This is a genomic window from Qipengyuania xiamenensis (assembly GCF_019711495.1).
In the GTDB taxonomy this organism is placed as follows: Bacteria; Pseudomonadota; Alphaproteobacteria; order Sphingomonadales; family Sphingomonadaceae; genus Qipengyuania; species Qipengyuania xiamenensis.
Window position 1 is genome coordinate 40245 of the sequence record NZ_JAIGNM010000003.1, and the last position, 14830, is coordinate 55074.

Annotated in this window: 17 protein-coding genes; 12 read left to right on the forward strand and 5 right to left on the reverse strand. The window is 63.6% G+C overall.

The annotated features are described in order from the left end of the window. The first annotated feature begins 7 nt into the window (after positions 1-7). Genes K3165_RS11635 through K3165_RS11645 form a run of 3 tightly spaced genes read left to right on the forward strand, consistent with a single transcriptional unit; the run spans position 8 to position 2561 of the window. Positions 8-1450 carry a cytochrome ubiquinol oxidase subunit I gene (locus tag K3165_RS11635; RefSeq protein WP_221549070.1) on the forward strand — a complete coding sequence of 481 codons (1443 nt, stop codon included), beginning with the start codon at positions 8-10 and terminating at the stop codon, positions 1448-1450. Beyond that, a complete protein-coding gene (gene cydB, locus K3165_RS11640) occupies positions 1450-2445 on the forward strand; it encodes a cytochrome d ubiquinol oxidase subunit II (RefSeq protein WP_221549071.1) in 996 nt (331 codons plus the stop codon). The genes K3165_RS11635 and cydB overlap by 1 nt, the downstream gene beginning before the upstream one ends. Then, on the forward strand, positions 2445-2561 hold the full coding sequence (locus K3165_RS11645; RefSeq protein WP_221430310.1) for a DUF2474 domain-containing protein: 117 nt from the start codon (positions 2445-2447) through the stop codon (positions 2559-2561). Before cydB ends, K3165_RS11645 begins: the two co-directional genes overlap by 1 nt. Before the next feature lie 39 nt (positions 2562-2600). Here the strand turns inward: K3165_RS11645 and K3165_RS11650 are convergent, their stop codons facing one another. Both K3165_RS11650 and hemF read right to left on the reverse strand, forming a co-directional pair. Then, positions 2601-3458, reverse strand: coding sequence for a Rieske (2Fe-2S) protein (locus K3165_RS11650; RefSeq protein ID WP_221549072.1), 858 nt, complete (start codon positions 3456-3458; stop codon positions 2601-2603). After that, on the reverse strand, positions 3449-4306 hold the full coding sequence (hemF, locus tag K3165_RS11655) for an oxygen-dependent coproporphyrinogen oxidase (RefSeq protein WP_221549073.1): 858 nt from the start codon (positions 4304-4306) through the stop codon (positions 3449-3451). The genes K3165_RS11650 and hemF overlap by 10 nt, the downstream gene beginning before the upstream one ends. Before the next feature lie 45 nt (positions 4307-4351). Between hemF and pdeM the strand changes: the two genes are divergently transcribed. From pdeM to K3165_RS11695, 8 genes are all read left to right on the forward strand, one after another. Next, positions 4352-5053, forward strand: coding sequence for a ligase-associated DNA damage response endonuclease PdeM (gene pdeM / locus K3165_RS11660; protein ID WP_221549074.1), 702 nt, complete (start codon positions 4352-4354; stop codon positions 5051-5053). A 100-nt stretch (positions 5054-5153) separates the two neighbouring features. Then, positions 5154-5672: a translation initiation factor IF-3 gene (gene infC / locus K3165_RS11665; RefSeq protein ID WP_221430306.1), complete on the forward strand. Its 519-nt coding sequence runs from the start codon at positions 5154-5156 to the stop codon at positions 5670-5672. Between the two features lie 233 nt (positions 5673-5905). Continuing rightward, positions 5906-7060: a DUF547 domain-containing protein gene (locus tag K3165_RS11670; protein ID WP_221549075.1), complete on the forward strand. Its 1155-nt coding sequence runs from the start codon at positions 5906-5908 to the stop codon at positions 7058-7060. 77 nt (positions 7061-7137) lie between these two features. Next, positions 7138-8331, forward strand: coding sequence for a DUF547 domain-containing protein (locus K3165_RS11675; protein WP_221549076.1), 1194 nt, complete (start codon positions 7138-7140; stop codon positions 8329-8331). An 86-nt stretch (positions 8332-8417) separates the two neighbouring features. Next, positions 8418-9827 (forward strand): SLC13 family permease, encoded by a 1410-nt coding sequence (locus K3165_RS11680; RefSeq protein ID WP_221549077.1) that lies wholly within the window; start codon positions 8418-8420, stop codon positions 9825-9827. A 157-nt stretch (positions 9828-9984) separates the two neighbouring features. Next, positions 9985-11298: a cystathionine gamma-synthase family protein gene (locus tag K3165_RS11685; protein WP_221549078.1), complete on the forward strand. Its 1314-nt coding sequence runs from the start codon at positions 9985-9987 to the stop codon at positions 11296-11298. Positions 11299-11525: 227 nt separating this feature from the next. After that, positions 11526-12179, forward strand: coding sequence for an ATP-grasp domain-containing protein (locus tag K3165_RS11690; protein WP_345721053.1), 654 nt, complete (start codon positions 11526-11528; stop codon positions 12177-12179). A gap of 10 nt (positions 12180-12189) precedes the next feature. Next, a complete protein-coding gene (locus K3165_RS11695) occupies positions 12190-12972 on the forward strand; it encodes an SDR family NAD(P)-dependent oxidoreductase (protein ID WP_221549079.1) in 783 nt (260 codons plus the stop codon). Between the two features lie 3 nt (positions 12973-12975). Here the strand turns inward: K3165_RS11695 and K3165_RS11700 are convergent, their stop codons facing one another. After that, positions 12976-13254 carry a PilZ domain-containing protein gene (locus tag K3165_RS11700; protein ID WP_221549080.1) on the reverse strand — a complete coding sequence of 93 codons (279 nt, stop codon included), beginning with the start codon at positions 13252-13254 and terminating at the stop codon, positions 12976-12978. A 98-nt stretch (positions 13255-13352) separates the two neighbouring features. Beyond that, positions 13353-13886, reverse strand: coding sequence for a J domain-containing protein (locus tag K3165_RS11705; RefSeq protein ID WP_221549081.1), 534 nt, complete (start codon positions 13884-13886; stop codon positions 13353-13355). Between the two features lie 137 nt (positions 13887-14023). On the opposite strand from K3165_RS11705, the gene K3165_RS11710 reads away from it, so the two are divergent. Next, positions 14024-14173 carry a hypothetical protein gene (locus K3165_RS11710; protein ID WP_221430299.1) on the forward strand — a complete coding sequence of 50 codons (150 nt, stop codon included), beginning with the start codon at positions 14024-14026 and terminating at the stop codon, positions 14171-14173. Positions 14174-14221: 48 nt separating this feature from the next. Here K3165_RS11710 and pal read toward each other — a convergent pair whose 3' ends face one another. Continuing rightward, complete coding sequence (pal, locus tag K3165_RS11715; RefSeq protein WP_221549082.1) at positions 14222-14734, reverse strand: peptidoglycan-associated lipoprotein Pal; 513 nt, start codon at positions 14732-14734, stop codon at positions 14222-14224. Positions 14735-14830 lie beyond the last annotated feature (96 nt).

A 14830-nucleotide genomic window follows, 5' to 3' on the forward strand; every position in this document is an offset into this window, starting at 1 on the left:
AGTCCTCATGTTCGAGGCTTTCGACGCACTGACGCTCGCTCGCATCCAGTTCGCCTTCACGGTGAGCTTCCACTTCTTTTTCCCGGCCTTTTCGATCGGGCTCGCGAGTTACCTGATGGTGCTCGAGGGGCTGTGGCTGAAGACCGGGAAACAGCTCTATCTCGACCTGTTCAAATACTGGCTCAAGATCTTCGCGATCGCCTTTGCCATGGGCGTCGTCTCGGGGATCGTGATGAGCTACCAGTTCGGCACCAACTGGTCGGTTTTCTCCGATGTGGCGGGGCCGGTGATCGGGCCGCTGATGGCTTACGAAGTGCTGACCGCCTTCTTCCTCGAAGCCGGTTTCCTCGGCGTGATGCTGTTCGGCATGAACCGCGTAGGCAAGAAGCTGCACTTCACCGCAACCTGCATGGTCGCGCTGGGCACTTTCGTATCGGCCTTCTGGATCCTGTCGGTGAACAGCTGGATGCAGACGCCGACCGGCTTCGAGATGGGCGCGAACGGCCAGTACCTGCCCGGTGAAAGCTGGTGGGACATCGTCTTCAATCCGAGCTTCCCCTACCGCCTCGTCCACACGGTGATGGCGGCATACCTGACCACCGCCTTCGTGGTCGGCGGAGTGGGTGCATGGCATTTGCTCAAGGACCGCGCGAACCTGCATGCGCGCAAGATGTTCTCGATGGCGATGTGGATGGCCGCGATCGTCACACCGCTGCAGATTTTCGCAGGCGACCTGCATGGCCTCAACACGCTCGAGCACCAGCCGCAGAAGGTCATGGCGATGGAGGGCCATTTCCAGAGCCATCCGGACGGCGCGCCGCTGATCCTGTTCGGTATTCCCGACAGCGAGGCCAAGACGGTGCGCTATGCGATCGAGATCCCCAAGGCCTCCTCGCTCATCCTCAAGCATGACCCCGACGCGCCTCTCGCGGGTCTCGACACCATTCCCGATGACGAGGAACCGCCCGTCGGCATCGTCTTCTGGTCCTTCCGCATCATGGTCGGCATCGGTTTCGCCATGCTGGGCGTGGGCCTGTGGAGCCTGTTCGCACGCTGGCGGGGCAAGCTCTACGAATGGAACTGGCTGCATCGCGCGGCGCTGGTCATGGCGCCTTCGGGCTTCATCGCGGTACTGGCCGGATGGATCACGACCGAGGTCGGCCGCCAGCCCTACGTGATCTACGGCCTGTTGCGCACTGCAGATGCCGCCAGCCCGCTCGACGCGCCGGCTGTCGCCGCTTCGCTACTCGCCTTCATCGTGGTCTATTTCACCGTATTCGGGATCGGCGTCTGGTACATCCTGCGCCTGATGAGCCACACGCCGCATGTCGGCGAGCTGGGCGTGAAGCGCGGCGATACCGGACCGATCCGTACCGCCGGCATCACTCCGGGCCCGACCCAGAATCCGGGTCACGAAGGGACCCTGCCCGATAGCGAGGAGGACGTGTGATGGACCTCACCACCATCTGGGCCTTCATCATCGCCTTTGCCGTCTTTGCCTATGTGGTGATGGACGGTTTCGACCTCGGCATCGGCATTCTCTTCCCGACCTTCGACCCCGGGCGCGAGCGCGACCGGGCGATGAACTCGATCGCACCGGTCTGGGACGGCAACGAGACCTGGCTGGTGCTGGGCGGAGGCGGATTGTTTGCGGCCTTCCCGCTCGCCTATGCGGTCGTGCTGCCCGCGACCTATCCGCTCGTCATCGCCATGCTGCTCGGCCTCGTCTTCCGCGGGGTCGCCTTCGAATACCGCTGGCGCGATCCGAACCATCGCCGCTTCTGGGACTTCGCTTTCACGGGCGGCTCGCTGGTCGCGGCAATGGCGCAGGGCATGACGCTGGGCGCATTGCTGCAGGGCGTCGAAGTGGTCGACCGCGCCTACGCAGGTAGCTGGTTCGACTGGCTGACGCCCTACACGCTGCTCTGCGGTTTCGGCGTGGTCGCCGGATACGCGCTGCTCGGCAGCACGTGGCTCATCTGGAAGCTCGACGGAGAAGGTCAGGCGCATGCGCGCAAGCTGGCGCTTCGCTCGGCGCTCGCAACCGTCGTACTGATGGGCGCGGTGAGCCTCTACAATGTCTTCCTCAACGCCGAATATGCCGAACGCTGGCTGACGTCGCCGGAAATCTACTTCGCCGCGCCGGTCCCGATCCTGACCGCGCTGATCGCCGTCTCGCTGGTGCGCGCCATAACGCGCGATCGCAATTCCAAGCCTTTCTGGCTGTCGATCGCGCTGTTTTTCTTCGGAATGGCGGGCCTCGGCGTGACGATGTGGCCCTATGTCGTCCCGCCCGATATGACGATCTGGGACGCCGCCGCGCCCGAGCGCAGCCAGGTCTTCATGCTCATCGGGGTCGCGATCACCATGCCGCTGATCCTCGCCTACACTGCGTGGGCATACTGGGTGTTCCGCGGCAAGGTCGGCGACGAGGGCTATCACTGATGGAAGAGCCCACCGCCCCGCTCTGGAAACGGTTGGCGTGGATGGCCGGAATCTGGGCTGCCAGCGTTGCCGTGCTGGGGGTGGTCGCGTGGCTACTCAGGCTCTGGATCGCCTGAGAGGACCGGATCGGGGCTGAAGAATCTAGCTCCCGTTATTCAGGCCGCCACCACCAGCCGTCCGTCTTGCTCTTCGAGCCTGACAAGCACAGGCAACCTGCCACAGCGCCGTCGCTCCTCCTCACCGTCGAGCAGCGCGAAGCGGTATCCGTGCCAGGGGCAGAGCACCGCGCCGTTTTCGACAGGTGCACTGTCCAGCGGACCGAGCATATGCGGGCAGAGCGCGGAATGGGCGACCCACTCGCCTTCGTGCATGCGGACCACGAGGGGCGTTCCCTCATAGTCGACGGTATTCGGCTGCTCGCGATCCAGATCGGCGATCTCGGCAAGACCGGTGCCTGCCGACAAGTCGGAGGGAGCGCGACTGCGGAAAGAGTCGAGCGCCTCCTGCCTCCCGGTCATCAGCGCCTCGTCCTCGTCATAGAGCGTCGCATACTGGTGGGTCAGCGCTGCTAGAAGCATCTGCCCCTGCGCTTCGCTTTCAGGGGGCTGCGGCAGGTAGAAATTGACCGAGACAACGATACCCTCATCGCCATTCTCGCTCGCCTGCGTGTGGATTTCGACGCCCTGCCCGAACCCTTCGACCACCGTGGTCGCCCAATAGTGGCGCGGCTTGTCCACGAGAAGTTCGACCGCTTGCGTCCCGGCATTGTTCGGCAGCGCGGCCTTGCAGCGCCAGCCCCAGCTGCCCTGCTCGACCAACTCGATATCCGCGAAGCTCGTGGGATGCACGAAGGGGAGATGCTCCCAATCGTAGGCATTCTCCATCATGCGGGTGAGACTGTTGGGCAGTTTGCGGCGATACTCGCCGAGGTAGTGGAGCTTCTCGCGCCGATCGTAATCGATCTCGCGCGGGCGGCCATCGAAGGCCGCGCGGTCTGCTGCGCTCAGCTCCACGTCGCCTCGGGCGGCAGGCTCATCAGGATCGCATCGATATTCCCGCCGGTCTTGAGGCCGAACAGCGTGCCGCGATCGTAGACGAGGTTGAATTCGGCATAGCGGCCGCGCCATTCGAGCTGCTGCGCCTTGTCTTCGGGCGTGAACTCGCTTTCCATCCGGCGGCGGACCAGCTTGGGGAAGATGTCGAGAAAGGCCTCGCCCACGTCCTTGGTGAAGGCGAGATTACGCTCGAAACCGGCTTCGTCTTCACACTCCAAATGGTCGTAGAAGATGCCGCCCACCCCGCGATGCACGCCGCGGTGGGGAATGTAGAAATAATCGTCCGCCCACTTCTTGAAGCGTTCGTAATAGGTCGGGTTGTGCGCGGCGCAGGCGGCGCGGAAGCGAGCGTGGAAGTCCTCGGTGTCTTCCTCGTAGGGAAGCGGAGGGTTCAGGTCCGCCCCGCCCCCGAACCACGCGGCCTGCGTGGTGAGGAAGCGCGTGTTCATGTGAACCGCGGGCACATGCGGGTTCGCCATATGCGCGACGAGGCTGATGCCGGTCGCGGTGAAACCGGGGTTTTCCGGAGAAGCGCCGTTGATCGAGGCCGCAAACTCGGGCGCGAAATTGCCGCGCACGGTCGAGACGTTCACGCCGACCTTCTCGAACACCTTGCCCTTCATCAATCCGCGCGTGCCGCCGCCAGGGTCGTGGTTGCCTTCTTCCTCGCGCTGCCAGCTGTCGTACTGGAACGCGGCGTCGCTGCCCGCCTCGCGCTCGATGCTCTCGAACTCCGCGCAGATACGGTCGCGCAGCGTTTCGAACCAGGTACGGGCAGTGTCGGTTTGGCTAGTCCAGTCGGTCATGCATAGGCCCTTGCCATTGCTGCGCGCAGGCGGCAATAGCGAGCCATGGTTCCCCTTTCGTTCGCTGGCGAGGAATGGCTCCTCACAGAAGGCCGTGCGCTTTACTGGCCCCGCGAGCGCGCGCTGCTGGTTGCCGACCTGCATCTTGAAAAGGGTAGCTTTTTCGCCGGCCACGGACAGATGATCCCGCCCTATGACAGCCGAGAGACGCTCGAACGTGTGGCGCTGGCCATCCGCGAGACGGGCGCGCGGCGCGTGATCACGCTGGGCGACAACTTCCACGATTCGGAAGGGTCCGCGCGGCTCGAACCGCACGCATGCGGCATGCTTGAGGCGCTGACCAAGGCGGTCGACTGGGTCTGGATAACCGGCAACCACGATCCCGACATGGAAGCGCGCTGCGGCGGCACGCTCGCCGAAGAGCTCGAGATCGGCGGCACGATCCTGCGCCACCGCGCGAAGAAGGGCGAGACACGTCCGGAACTCTCGGGCCACTACCACCCGCGCCTGCAGGTAAAGGTCCGCCAGCGCATGATCCGCCGGCCCTGCGCCGTTGTGAGCGCGAACGAGTGGGCCGATGGCAAGCCTTCGGGCCGGATGATCCTGCCCGCTTTTGGAGCCTATACCGGCGGGATGAACGCGGCAGACCCGGCGATCCTCAAGGCGTTGCAGCCTGCCGACCGCATCGATGCGGTGGTTCCGGCAAAGGGCAAACTCGCCCGCTTTCCCCTCTGGAAGGCCGCCTAGTTATAGCCACTAGCGGTTTGCGGTGTTTCACCCTACATAGCCACCACACAAAACGGCAGAATCAGGAGATTGCCCCATAGCCCGTCCACCCCGGCGCAGCATGCAAATGCCCGTGAAAAGCGGCCCGCGCTACGATAACATGATCAATGTCCCCAAGGTCCGCGTGATCGATCACGAAGGTGAGAACCTGGGGGTGATGTACACCCGCGAAGCGACCGAGCAGGCCAATGAACTGGGCCTCAACCTCGTCGAAGTGAGCCCCAATGCGGACCCGCCGGTGTGCAAGTTCCTCGATGTGGGCAAATATCGCTACGAGGCGCAGAAGAAGGCGAACCTCGCACGAAAGACGCAGAAGACCCAGGACATCAAAGAGGTCAAGATGCGCCCGAACATCGACACGCACGACTATGAAGTGAAGATGCGCAATGTCGTGAAGTTCATCGAAAACGGCGACAAGGTGAAGTGCACGCTGCGCTTCCGCGGCCGCGAAATGGCGCACCAGCAGCTGGGTATGGACCTGCTCAACCGCGTGCGCGACGACGTGGAAGAGATCGCCAAGGTGGAAAGCTTCCCGCGCCTCGAAGGGCGCCAGATGCTGATGGTGCTGGCACCGAAGTAAGATACTGCCGCACAAGGCATTTTGGACGGGGGCCGCTTCACATGTGCGCCCCCGTTTCTCGTTGATTGACGTATTTGCTCGACGAACGACGTGAGTTCGTCCGGCACTTCGACGAATTACAGGCGTTAATCGGCAGGCCACATTGGCGGGGTAATAGACCCGTAGTATAAGCTGCACATATTCTTCGACTATTTGCGACGCCCGAAGGCTTCGCTTCTACCAAGGGCTGACCAATGAAACTTCGACCGTCTGCAATGACCGCCATGGCCGTCTTGATGGCCACCGCAGCACCAGCGATCGCACAGGTCGAACAAGCCTCCATTGCAGCGGGCATCGCAGCCGATGCCGATTTCGAGCGCTTCACCCCACGCCCGTCGGGTGCCTCCACCCAGCTCGACTACTCCTTCTATGACGAAGCGCTCGAATTCATGGTCCTGCGCATGGGCCAGTCGACGCGCGACGGCATGGGCCGTCCCGACCCGAACCTCGGCACCCGCCGCGTGTTCGGCCACGACAGCCGCTACCGCCTCGAAGGCAACCGCGTGGTCTTTTCCTTCCTCGAAGACGAAGCCCTCGCCCCGCTGTTCGAATACCGCCAGGATCTCGAGCGGATCGCAGCCGAAATCGATATCGCCACCCTGCCGCGCAACGAGCAGCTTGCGTTCTGGATGAACCTGCACAACGTGGCCGTGATCGAGCAGATCGGCCGTAACTATCCCTCGGCTTCTCCCTCGCGCATGAAGCTTGGCCCTGACAAGACCTCGCTCGACACCACGCGTTTCATCAACGTGGGCGGCGTCGCGATGAGCCCGCGCGATATCCGCACGCGGATCGTCTTCCCGAACTGGAACGATCCGGACGTGATCTACGGTTTCTTCCGCGGCGAAATCGGCGGCCCGTCGATCCAGCGTCGCGCCTTCACCGGCACGAATGTCGACGAACTGCTCGACGTGTCCGCGCGTGAATTCGTCAATTCGCTGCGCGGCGTCGAAGGCTATGGCAAGAACCTGCTCGTGTCCGCCATCTACGAAGAAGCTGCACCCTTCTACTTCCCGCAGATGGGCGCCGATCTCAAGGCACACCTGTCGACCCATGCGGAAGATGTCGTGAGCGGCCTCATCGCCGAAAAGCCCGAAGTGAAGGTCAACCAGTACATCGACACCGTGGCCGACCTTGCCGGGGGCGAGCGCGAGATGAACTTCTTCAACGTCGAAAGCGACGGCATGATGCAGTCGGCGCGGATTACCCCGTCGATCGCCCGCATGCTGCGCGAGCGTGCCGACAAGATGGAGAAGCTGCGTAAGGAAGGCCTGCTCCAGGGCCGCGTTATCATACTTCCGCCGGGCAGCGTTCCCGAAACGCCTCCCCCCGCCCCCGAGGTCGAATAAGCGCGAAAAAGCGCCTGAGCTTTGAGGCTTAGTCGAACGGTGATAATGTCTCCTCGTCAATAGCGAGGAGAGAGACCATGCGTATCGGACTGGTTGCGGTGTTGCTTGCCGGTGTATCCATCCCGGCGGCAGCGGAGACTTCCATGGCGGTACCGGTCGGAGACCCCGTTCCGGCAGCTTCATCGAAAAGCGAGGGCGCCATATCCTCCCGCTTCGCGCCGCGCGGCGATACGTTGCAGACCCGGATCGACTACAAGGCCTGGGACGAGGCGCTCGCCTATTTCGTGTTTTACATGGGCCCGTCCGAACGCCGGATCATGCCCAAGGTCGCGCCGGAAACGGGGACCCGCATGGTCTTCGGCCACGATTCCGGTCTCCGTCTCGAAGGCAACAGGGTAGGCTTCTCATTTCTCGAAGATGCGCAGCGCGAGGCTCTGACCGCCTATCGCGAAGAGCTGGAGGCACTCGGCAGCCAGCTCGACATCGCCAGCCTGCCGCGCAACGAACAGCTCGCTTACTGGCTCAACCTCCACAATGTCGCGGTGATCGAACAGATTGCACTCGCCTATCCGGTGAGCCGGCCGTCCGAGCTACGCATTGGAGCGGATCAGCTTCCGCTCGACGAGGCCAAGTTCCTCAATGTCGACGGTGTGGCGCTGAGCCTGAAGGATATCAGGACGCAGATCGTCTATCCCAATTGGCGCGATCCGCGCGTCATCTACGGTTTCTTCCGCGGCGAGATCGGCGGCCCGACCATCCAGCGCAACGCCTTCAACGCCGAGAATGTGAACCTGCTGCTGCAAAGCTCGGCGACGGATTTCGTCAATTCCATGCGCGGCGTGGAGAAGCGGGGCAACACGCTCCATATCTCGCGCCTCTACGAGGAAGCGATGCCGTTCTTCTTCGGCGAAGAGGAAGCATTGCGCGCGCATCTGAAGAAGTTCGCTCGCGACGACCTGCGTGAGGACATCGCGAGGACGCAGCGTATCCGCACGTCGCTCTACGAATATGACGTTTCCGACCTCGCCCGCGGTGAACGCTCGCCCGAATACCACCCGAGGGGCCTGATTCTCGACCCGTACAATTACGGCACCGACACGATGGATGCGCCGCTGAAGCCGATTGGCGTCGCTTCGCACATCGCGCGCGTGGTCGAGGAGAAGATCGAGAAGATGGAGCGCATGCGCCAGAACGGCGAATTGCGCGGCAGGGTCATCGTTATCGATCCGAGCAATCCCGAAGCGACCGAACTGGGCCGCGAGGTCGACTGACGCTTCCCCGATTAGTGCTGCCGGCACGATTGGCCTGAGGCCCGCGACTTGCTAGCGCTTGGCGGCGAGAGCGGGAGGGGTTTTCGGTGACAGCAAAACGTATCGGGTTTCTGGCAGGCGTCGTCGCGCTGGCCCTCGCCATCTTCGCGCCGCTTCCCGCCGGGATGAGCCGCGAGGCGCTGATCGTTGCGGGTCTGGTCGTCTTGATGGCGGCCTGGTGGATGACCGAAGCGCTGCCGCTTACTGCCACCGCGCTGATGCCGTTCCTCGTGCTGCCCTTTGCCGGCGTGATGAATGCGCGCGACACGGCAGCAGCCTATTATTCGCCGATCCTTTTCCTGCTGCTGGGGGGCGCCTTCATTGCGCTCGCCATCGAGCGCACGGGGCTTCACAAGCGGCTCGCGCTGGCGATCCTCAATGCCCTGCACGGACGCGGCGGGCAGACCGGATTGCTGCTTGCCTTCATGATCGCCGCCGCGATCCTCTCGATGCTGATTTCGAACACTTCGACTGCGCTGATCATGATGCCGATGGCCATGGCCGTGCTGGCAGGTGCAGGCCTTGCCGCCGAGGAGCGCGAGGGCCTAGCGGGCGCTCTGCCGATGGGCATCGCCTTTGCCGCCAGTATCGGCGGCCTCGGGACGTTGGTGGGATCGCCGACCAATGCCATCGCGGTCGGCCTGCTCGACACAATGATCGGCGCGCAGATCAGCTTTGCTCAGTGGACGCTATACGGCCTGCCCATCGTCTTCCTCGGCGTGCCGCTCGCCGCCTTCCTCATTTCGAAGGTCCAGCATGTTTCCGCCCATCCCTTCGATGTCGAGGCCGCGCGCGAGGCGATCGTCGACGACACGCCGATGGGTGCGCCTGAACGCCGGTTGATGGTGGTCGTGGCGATCACCTTCCTTGCATGGATGACGCGCCTGCTGGTCGCACCCTATCTTCCCGAAGGCTCGTGGACCGACGGGACCATCGCGATCATCGCCAGCCTCGCGCTGTTCCTGATCCCCGACGGGACGGGCCGCTCGCTGCTGGTCTGGAAAGAGGCCGACCGCGCTCCGTGGGGCGTCATCATGATGTTCGGCGGCGGCCTTGCGCTGGCTGCCGGAATGGGCGCGAGCGGGCTTGCCGAATGGCTCGGCAATGCACTTTTGCCGCTGGAGGCATGGCCGCTCTTCTTCGTGGCGATCGCGGTGGTAGCGATGGTGGTGCTCATCACCGAATTCGCCAGCAACGTCGCCACTGCCAGCGCGATCATCCCGGTGGTTGCTGCACTGGTGGTCGCCTTGGGCGTCGATCCGGTGTTGCTCGCCATGCCGGCCGCGCTCGCCGCGAGCTGGGGCTTCATGCTGCCTGCAGGCACCGGTCCCAACGCCATTGCGTGGTCGACCGGCCGCATCCGGATCGAGCGCATGGTGAAGGCCGGCATCCTGCTCGACCTCGTCGGTATTTTCATGATCGTCGCAGTCGTGTGGGGAATGGCGGCGCTGGTCTGAACGCGCGGTTGAATCCAACTCGCTTCCAACATAACAGACGTGCCACATCCAGCCGGTGGAGAGGCGTTCCTGCGGAGGTTAGGAACGGGTGCCAGCGGACAGGCAACAACGGCCCCGGCCTTCCTCGGGGCGATAAGCAGGAAGGATGCTCTTCACGATGAGCGACAAGGAAATCGACCCCACCAGCCCCCGCATGGCTCCCAAGCGCGAGATCCCGAAGATCAAGGGACGCGAACTCAAGCCCAGCACGCTGATGATGGGTCACGGCTTCGATCCCGTGCTTTCGGAAGGCAGCCTGAAGGCTCCGATCTTCCTCACCTCCACCTTCGCCTTCCCCAGCGCCGCCGACGGCAAGCGCCACTTCGAAGGCATCACCGGCAAGCGTCCGGGCGGTGCGGACGGCCTCGTCTATTCGCGCTTCAATGCGCCGAACCAGGAGATCCTCGAAGATCGCCTTGCCGTGTGGGACGGCGCGGAAGAGGCGCTCTCCTTCTCCAGCGGCATGACCGCGATTGCCGTGCTGCTGCTGGCGGCCTGCAAGGCGGGCGACGTCATCGTCCACTCGGGCCCGCTCTATGCGGCTTCCGAAGGCTTCATCGCCAAGACCATGGCGAAATACGGCGTCAGCTTCATCGACTTCCCCGCCGGCGCCACGCGCGAACAGCTCGACGAAGTGATGGTGAAGGCCAAGGCGCTGGCCGAGGAAAAGGGCGGCGAAGTGCCGATGATCTACCTCGAAAGCCCGGGCAACCCGACCAATGCGCTGGTCGATATCGAGGCGGTCAAGGCGGCCCGCGACGCGCATTTCGACCCCGACAAGTGCTCGATCGCGATCGACAATACCTTCCTCGGCCCCCTCTGGCAGCGCCCGCTCGACCATGGCGCGGACCTCGTCGTCTACTCGCTGACCAAATATGTCGGCGGCCACTCCGACCTCGTGGCGGGCAGCGTCTCCGGCAAGAAGCGCTTCATCGACGCCATCCGCATGCTGCGCAACACCATGGGCGGCATCTGCGATCCGAACACCGCATGGATGCTCTGCCGCAGCCTCGAAACCGTCGAACTGCGCATGCAGCGCGCGGGCGAGAACGCGGAGAAGGTCTGCGAATACCTCGCCCAGCATCCCAAGGTCGAAGGCCTCGGCTATCTCGGCATGATCAAGGACGCGCGCCAGCAGGACATCTATGACCGTCACTGCAAGGGTGCAGGCAGCACCTTCTCGCTGCTGCTCAAGGGAGGCGAGGCCGAATGCTTCCGCTTCCTCGACGCGCTCAAGATCGCCAAACTTGCCGTCAGCCTCGGCGGAACCGAAACGCTGGCGAGCCACCCGGCATCGATGACCCACCTTTCGGTCGCCGAAGGCCGCCGCGCGGAACTGGGCATTTCGGACAACCTCGTGCGCATCTCGATCGGCATCGAGGACCCGGACGACCTCATCGCCGACTTCGAACAGGCGCTGGAGGCAGTCTGAGCAAGATAGGCTTCCTTGCCTGCGCAGACACCCTGCCGGGGGACGGTCCCCGGCGGGGCGATGCGTTCGAGCATGATATCGAGGTTGGCGCGCTGCGTCCGGCCTTCGAAGAGGCCGGTCTCGAGCTGGTCGAGATCGACTGGCGCGCGCCGATCGAAGACTTCGAGGGGCTGTCGCTGGTTCTGCTCGGCACCGCTTGGGATTACCAAGACCATCCGCGCGAGTTCGTGAGCAAGCTCGAGGCGCTGGAGGAGCGCGGAATCTTGGCCTGCAACCCGCCGACGGTCGTGCGGTGGAATGCAGAAAAGCGATACCTGCGCGAGCTGGAACGGCGCGGCGCCGCCATCGTGCCGACGCTTTGGCTCGACGATGCCGGCCATGGTGACGTGGCGGCGGCCATGGAGCAATTCGGTACCGACAGGGTGGTGGTGAAGCGTCAGGTCGGCGCAGGCGGCCTCGGACAGCACAGCTTCTCACGAGACGATATGCCTGCGCAGGACTGGCGCATGGGCCGCCCCTGCATGGTGCAGCCCTTCCTCCCCAGCGTGGTCGAGGAAGGCGAATACACCTTCCTCTTCATCGACGGGGAATTCAGCCACGGCGTCCTCAAACGCGCCGCGCAAGGCGAGTACCGCATCCAGTCGCTCTACGGCGGATACGAAACCGATTTCACGCCCTCGCAAGCGGACCTTGCCGGTGCAGAGGCAATCGTGGCTGCCCTGCCCTTCGACGATCTGCTCTACTGCCGCATCGACATGGCGCGGCTGCCTTCGGGCAAACTCGCCGTAATGGAAGCAGAGGCGATCGAGCCCTATCTCTATCCGGAACAGGGCCCCGGCCTGGGTGCACGGCTGGCAAAGGCTATCCTCGCCCGACTGTGAGGAGACGGAAATGGCGGAGAAGGTATTCCTGGTGATCGGCGCGGGCGCAGGGATCGGCGGTCATGCCGCGGCCCGCTTTGCGCAAGGTGGCTATCATGCGGTCCTTGCCCGGCGCTCCGACGAAGAGGGGCTGGCGAGGCTGGTCGCCCAGATCGAGGATGCGGGCGGCAAGGCTTCGGGGACGTTGCTCGATGCAGCAGCAGACGGCACGATCGAGGAATTGGTCGAGCGGACCGAAAGCGACATCGGGCCAATCGATACGGTGCTTTACAACCTTGGCGCGCAGATCGGGAACCGCGACTTGGCCAACACGCCGCATCGCACCTTCGAACTGGGCTGGAGGCTCGGGTGCTACGGCCTCTTCCGTCTGGCCCATACGGTCACTCCGCGGATGGTCGAGCGCGGGAGCGGGACGATCCTCGTCACATCGGCCACTGCTGCGGTCAGGGGCAATGCGGGGCAGCACAGCCATGCAGCCGCCATGGGCGGGCGGCGAATGCTATGCCAGACATTGAACGCCGAATTCGGACCGCAGGGCGTGCATGTCGCGCATGTGGTGGTCGACGGGTCTGTCGATGCGCCCGATACGCTGGGCAAGCTCCTCGGCGACAGGTTCGAGGCCTACAAGGCATCGAAGGGCGAGGACGGGGTGATCGACCCCGCCGCGCTGGCAGAGACCTATTGGCACCTCGCGCACCAGCCGAAGAACTGCTGGACGCACGAACTCGACGTCAGGCCGTTCAGCGATGTGGCGTGGTGGAACGACAATCCCGATCCGAAGATCGGGATCTGATCGTCAGGCGAGTTCGAGCACCTGCATTGCCGCCGGGCTGAGGCGGTGCATGAAGCGCACGCCCGCCTCGTTGCCGCGGACCCAGACGATCTGGCCGGCAAACTCGTTCTTCTCGTCGATTTCGAAGAATACGGTCGAGCCCTTGTTGACGTAGGAATCGAACAGTTCGATCCGGCAACCTGTCAGCGAAATATCGCACAACAGGGCTTGCGCGCGCTGCACCGGCACACGGCAATTCAGGACGATATTCGTCCCCTGTCGATTGGTCGTACGTGTCTGCATGAAAACTCCAAGTCGCCTGGGAACGTTACCCGGAAATCGGCAAGAAGTGGTTAACGCGGCGTTGTCGCTTCCATACAAGCGGCGCTAGTCCGGGGCCCTCAGCCCTTCCATTCGCGGCGCTCTTCCGCCGCCTTGAGAACTTCGTAGGCGAGCTGGTACTTCTGGAAGGCGTCGGCAGCTTCCTTGTCGCCCGGCTTCACATCGGGATGGACCGCCTTGGCCTTTACCCGCCAGGCTTTCTTGACTGCGGCAAAGTCGGCATCGGCCTCGAGCTCGAGCACCTCGAGTGCACGCATTTCGTCGGCGCTGCGCGAACCGTCACCAGAACCGCTCCAGCCATAGTGCTGCGCCTCTGCATAGCCGGCATTCTCGGCCCTCTCGGACTTGGCCCTTGCCTCTTTCTCCGCCTTGTCGAGACCTTCGAAATAGTCCCAGCCAGAATTGTATTCGGCCGCATGCTTCTGGCAGAAGTACCAGCGATCGGGGCTGTTGGGCGCCTTGGGAGCCGGGCAATCGCCCTTTTCCTCGCAGCCATGGCGATCGCACAGGCGCACGGTCGCCGCCTCGCGGCTTTCGTCATAGCCACGCCAGCGGGGAAAGCCCCAGTCGTTGGACCGGCGCGCCTTAGGCATCACAAGTTGTTGGTCGAGCTGGCATGGCGGTCAATCTAGGGACGCTGGCGGTTTGCGCAAGGATGGTGGAACCAGTTTCAATTCGAAATGTTGCATTGCGAACATTGTTTAACGAATTTTGATCTACAGGCCACGACATGAGCAAGCAGCTTACCCTTTCCGCCACCGTCGCCGTGCTGAGCATGGCAGCTTTCGCGCTTTCGACCAGCATCGGTGGCAATGAAAAGGCCGAGCACGGCGTGCACGCCGCCTCGGCCCCTCAGGTCGTAGAAAACGCCGCCGGCTAAGCGGCGTTCAGGGCAGGCGCGCCGGAGCGCCCCTGCCCGTTTCGAAAATCAGTTGATCGTGACCGTCGCTGCGCGGCGGTTCTGTGCCCATGCAGCCTCGTTCGAGCCGAGCGCCACGGGGCGTTCCTTGCCGTAGCTGACAGTGCGGATCCGGCTCGCCGGGATACCGAGCGAGACGAGGTAGTTCTTCGCCGCGTTCGCACGACGCTCGCCCAGGGCGAGGTTGTATTCACGCGTGCCACGCTCGTCGGTGTGGCCTTCGATGGTGAAGGTGACGTTCGAGTACTGGCTGAAGTACTGCGCCTGCGTCTGCAGCTTGGCGCTGTCTTCGGCATCGATATTGTAACGGTCGGTGTCGAAGTAGACGACCGTGTTGGCGCGGCCGACGGCCTCGATGAAATGCTCCATGCTGCCGACGGCGGGGCCGGTAGGCGTGGGCGTGGGCGCCGGAGCCGCAGTGGCTTCGGGCGCGGGCGGAAGCTCTTCGGGTGCCTTCTTCTGGCAGGCTGCCAGTGCGAGGGCCGAGGTGAGCATTACAGCAGTTGCAATACGGGTATTCATTTTGCTGTCCCCTTTTAAACAGCGGTGAAAATCGGTTTGCCCCCGATTTCTGGCCCCGCCCCCATCCGGTATGCGGGCGGCACCAAACTTCGTCCC

Coding starts and splice junctions, on each gene's coding strand:
- K3165_RS11675 (WP_221549076.1), top strand. CDS start 7,138: ATGCGTATCGGACTGGTTGCGGTGTTGCTTGCCGGTGTATCCATCCCG.
- K3165_RS11710 (WP_221430299.1), top strand. CDS start 14,024: ATGAGCAAGCAGCTTACCCTTTCCGCCACCGTCGCCGTGCTGAGCATG.
- cydB (WP_221549071.1), top strand. CDS start 1,450: ATGGACCTCACCACCATCTGGGCCTTCATCATCGCCTTTGCCGTCTTT.
- K3165_RS11635 (WP_221549070.1), top strand. CDS start 8: ATGTTCGAGGCTTTCGACGCACTGACGCTCGCTCGCATCCAGTTCGCC.
- pal (WP_221549082.1), bottom strand. CDS start 14,734: ATGAATACCCGTATTGCAACTGCTGTAATGCTCACCTCGGCCCTCGCA.
- hemF (WP_221549073.1), bottom strand. CDS start 4,306: ATGACCGACTGGACTAGCCAAACCGACACTGCCCGTACCTGGTTCGAA.
- K3165_RS11695 (WP_221549079.1), top strand. CDS start 12,190: ATGGCGGAGAAGGTATTCCTGGTGATCGGCGCGGGCGCAGGGATCGGC.
- K3165_RS11705 (WP_221549081.1), bottom strand. CDS start 13,886: ATGCCTAAGGCGCGCCGGTCCAACGACTGGGGCTTTCCCCGCTGGCGT.
- K3165_RS11700 (WP_221549080.1), bottom strand. CDS start 13,254: ATGCAGACACGTACGACCAATCGACAGGGGACGAATATCGTCCTGAAT.
- infC (WP_221430306.1), top strand. CDS start 5,154: ATGCAAATGCCCGTGAAAAGCGGCCCGCGCTACGATAACATGATCAAT.
- K3165_RS11685 (WP_221549078.1), top strand. CDS start 9,985: ATGAGCGACAAGGAAATCGACCCCACCAGCCCCCGCATGGCTCCCAAG.
- K3165_RS11670 (WP_221549075.1), top strand. CDS start 5,906: ATGAAACTTCGACCGTCTGCAATGACCGCCATGGCCGTCTTGATGGCC.
- pdeM (WP_221549074.1), top strand. CDS start 4,352: ATGGTTCCCCTTTCGTTCGCTGGCGAGGAATGGCTCCTCACAGAAGGC.
- K3165_RS11645 (WP_221430310.1), top strand. CDS start 2,445: ATGGAAGAGCCCACCGCCCCGCTCTGGAAACGGTTGGCGTGGATGGCC.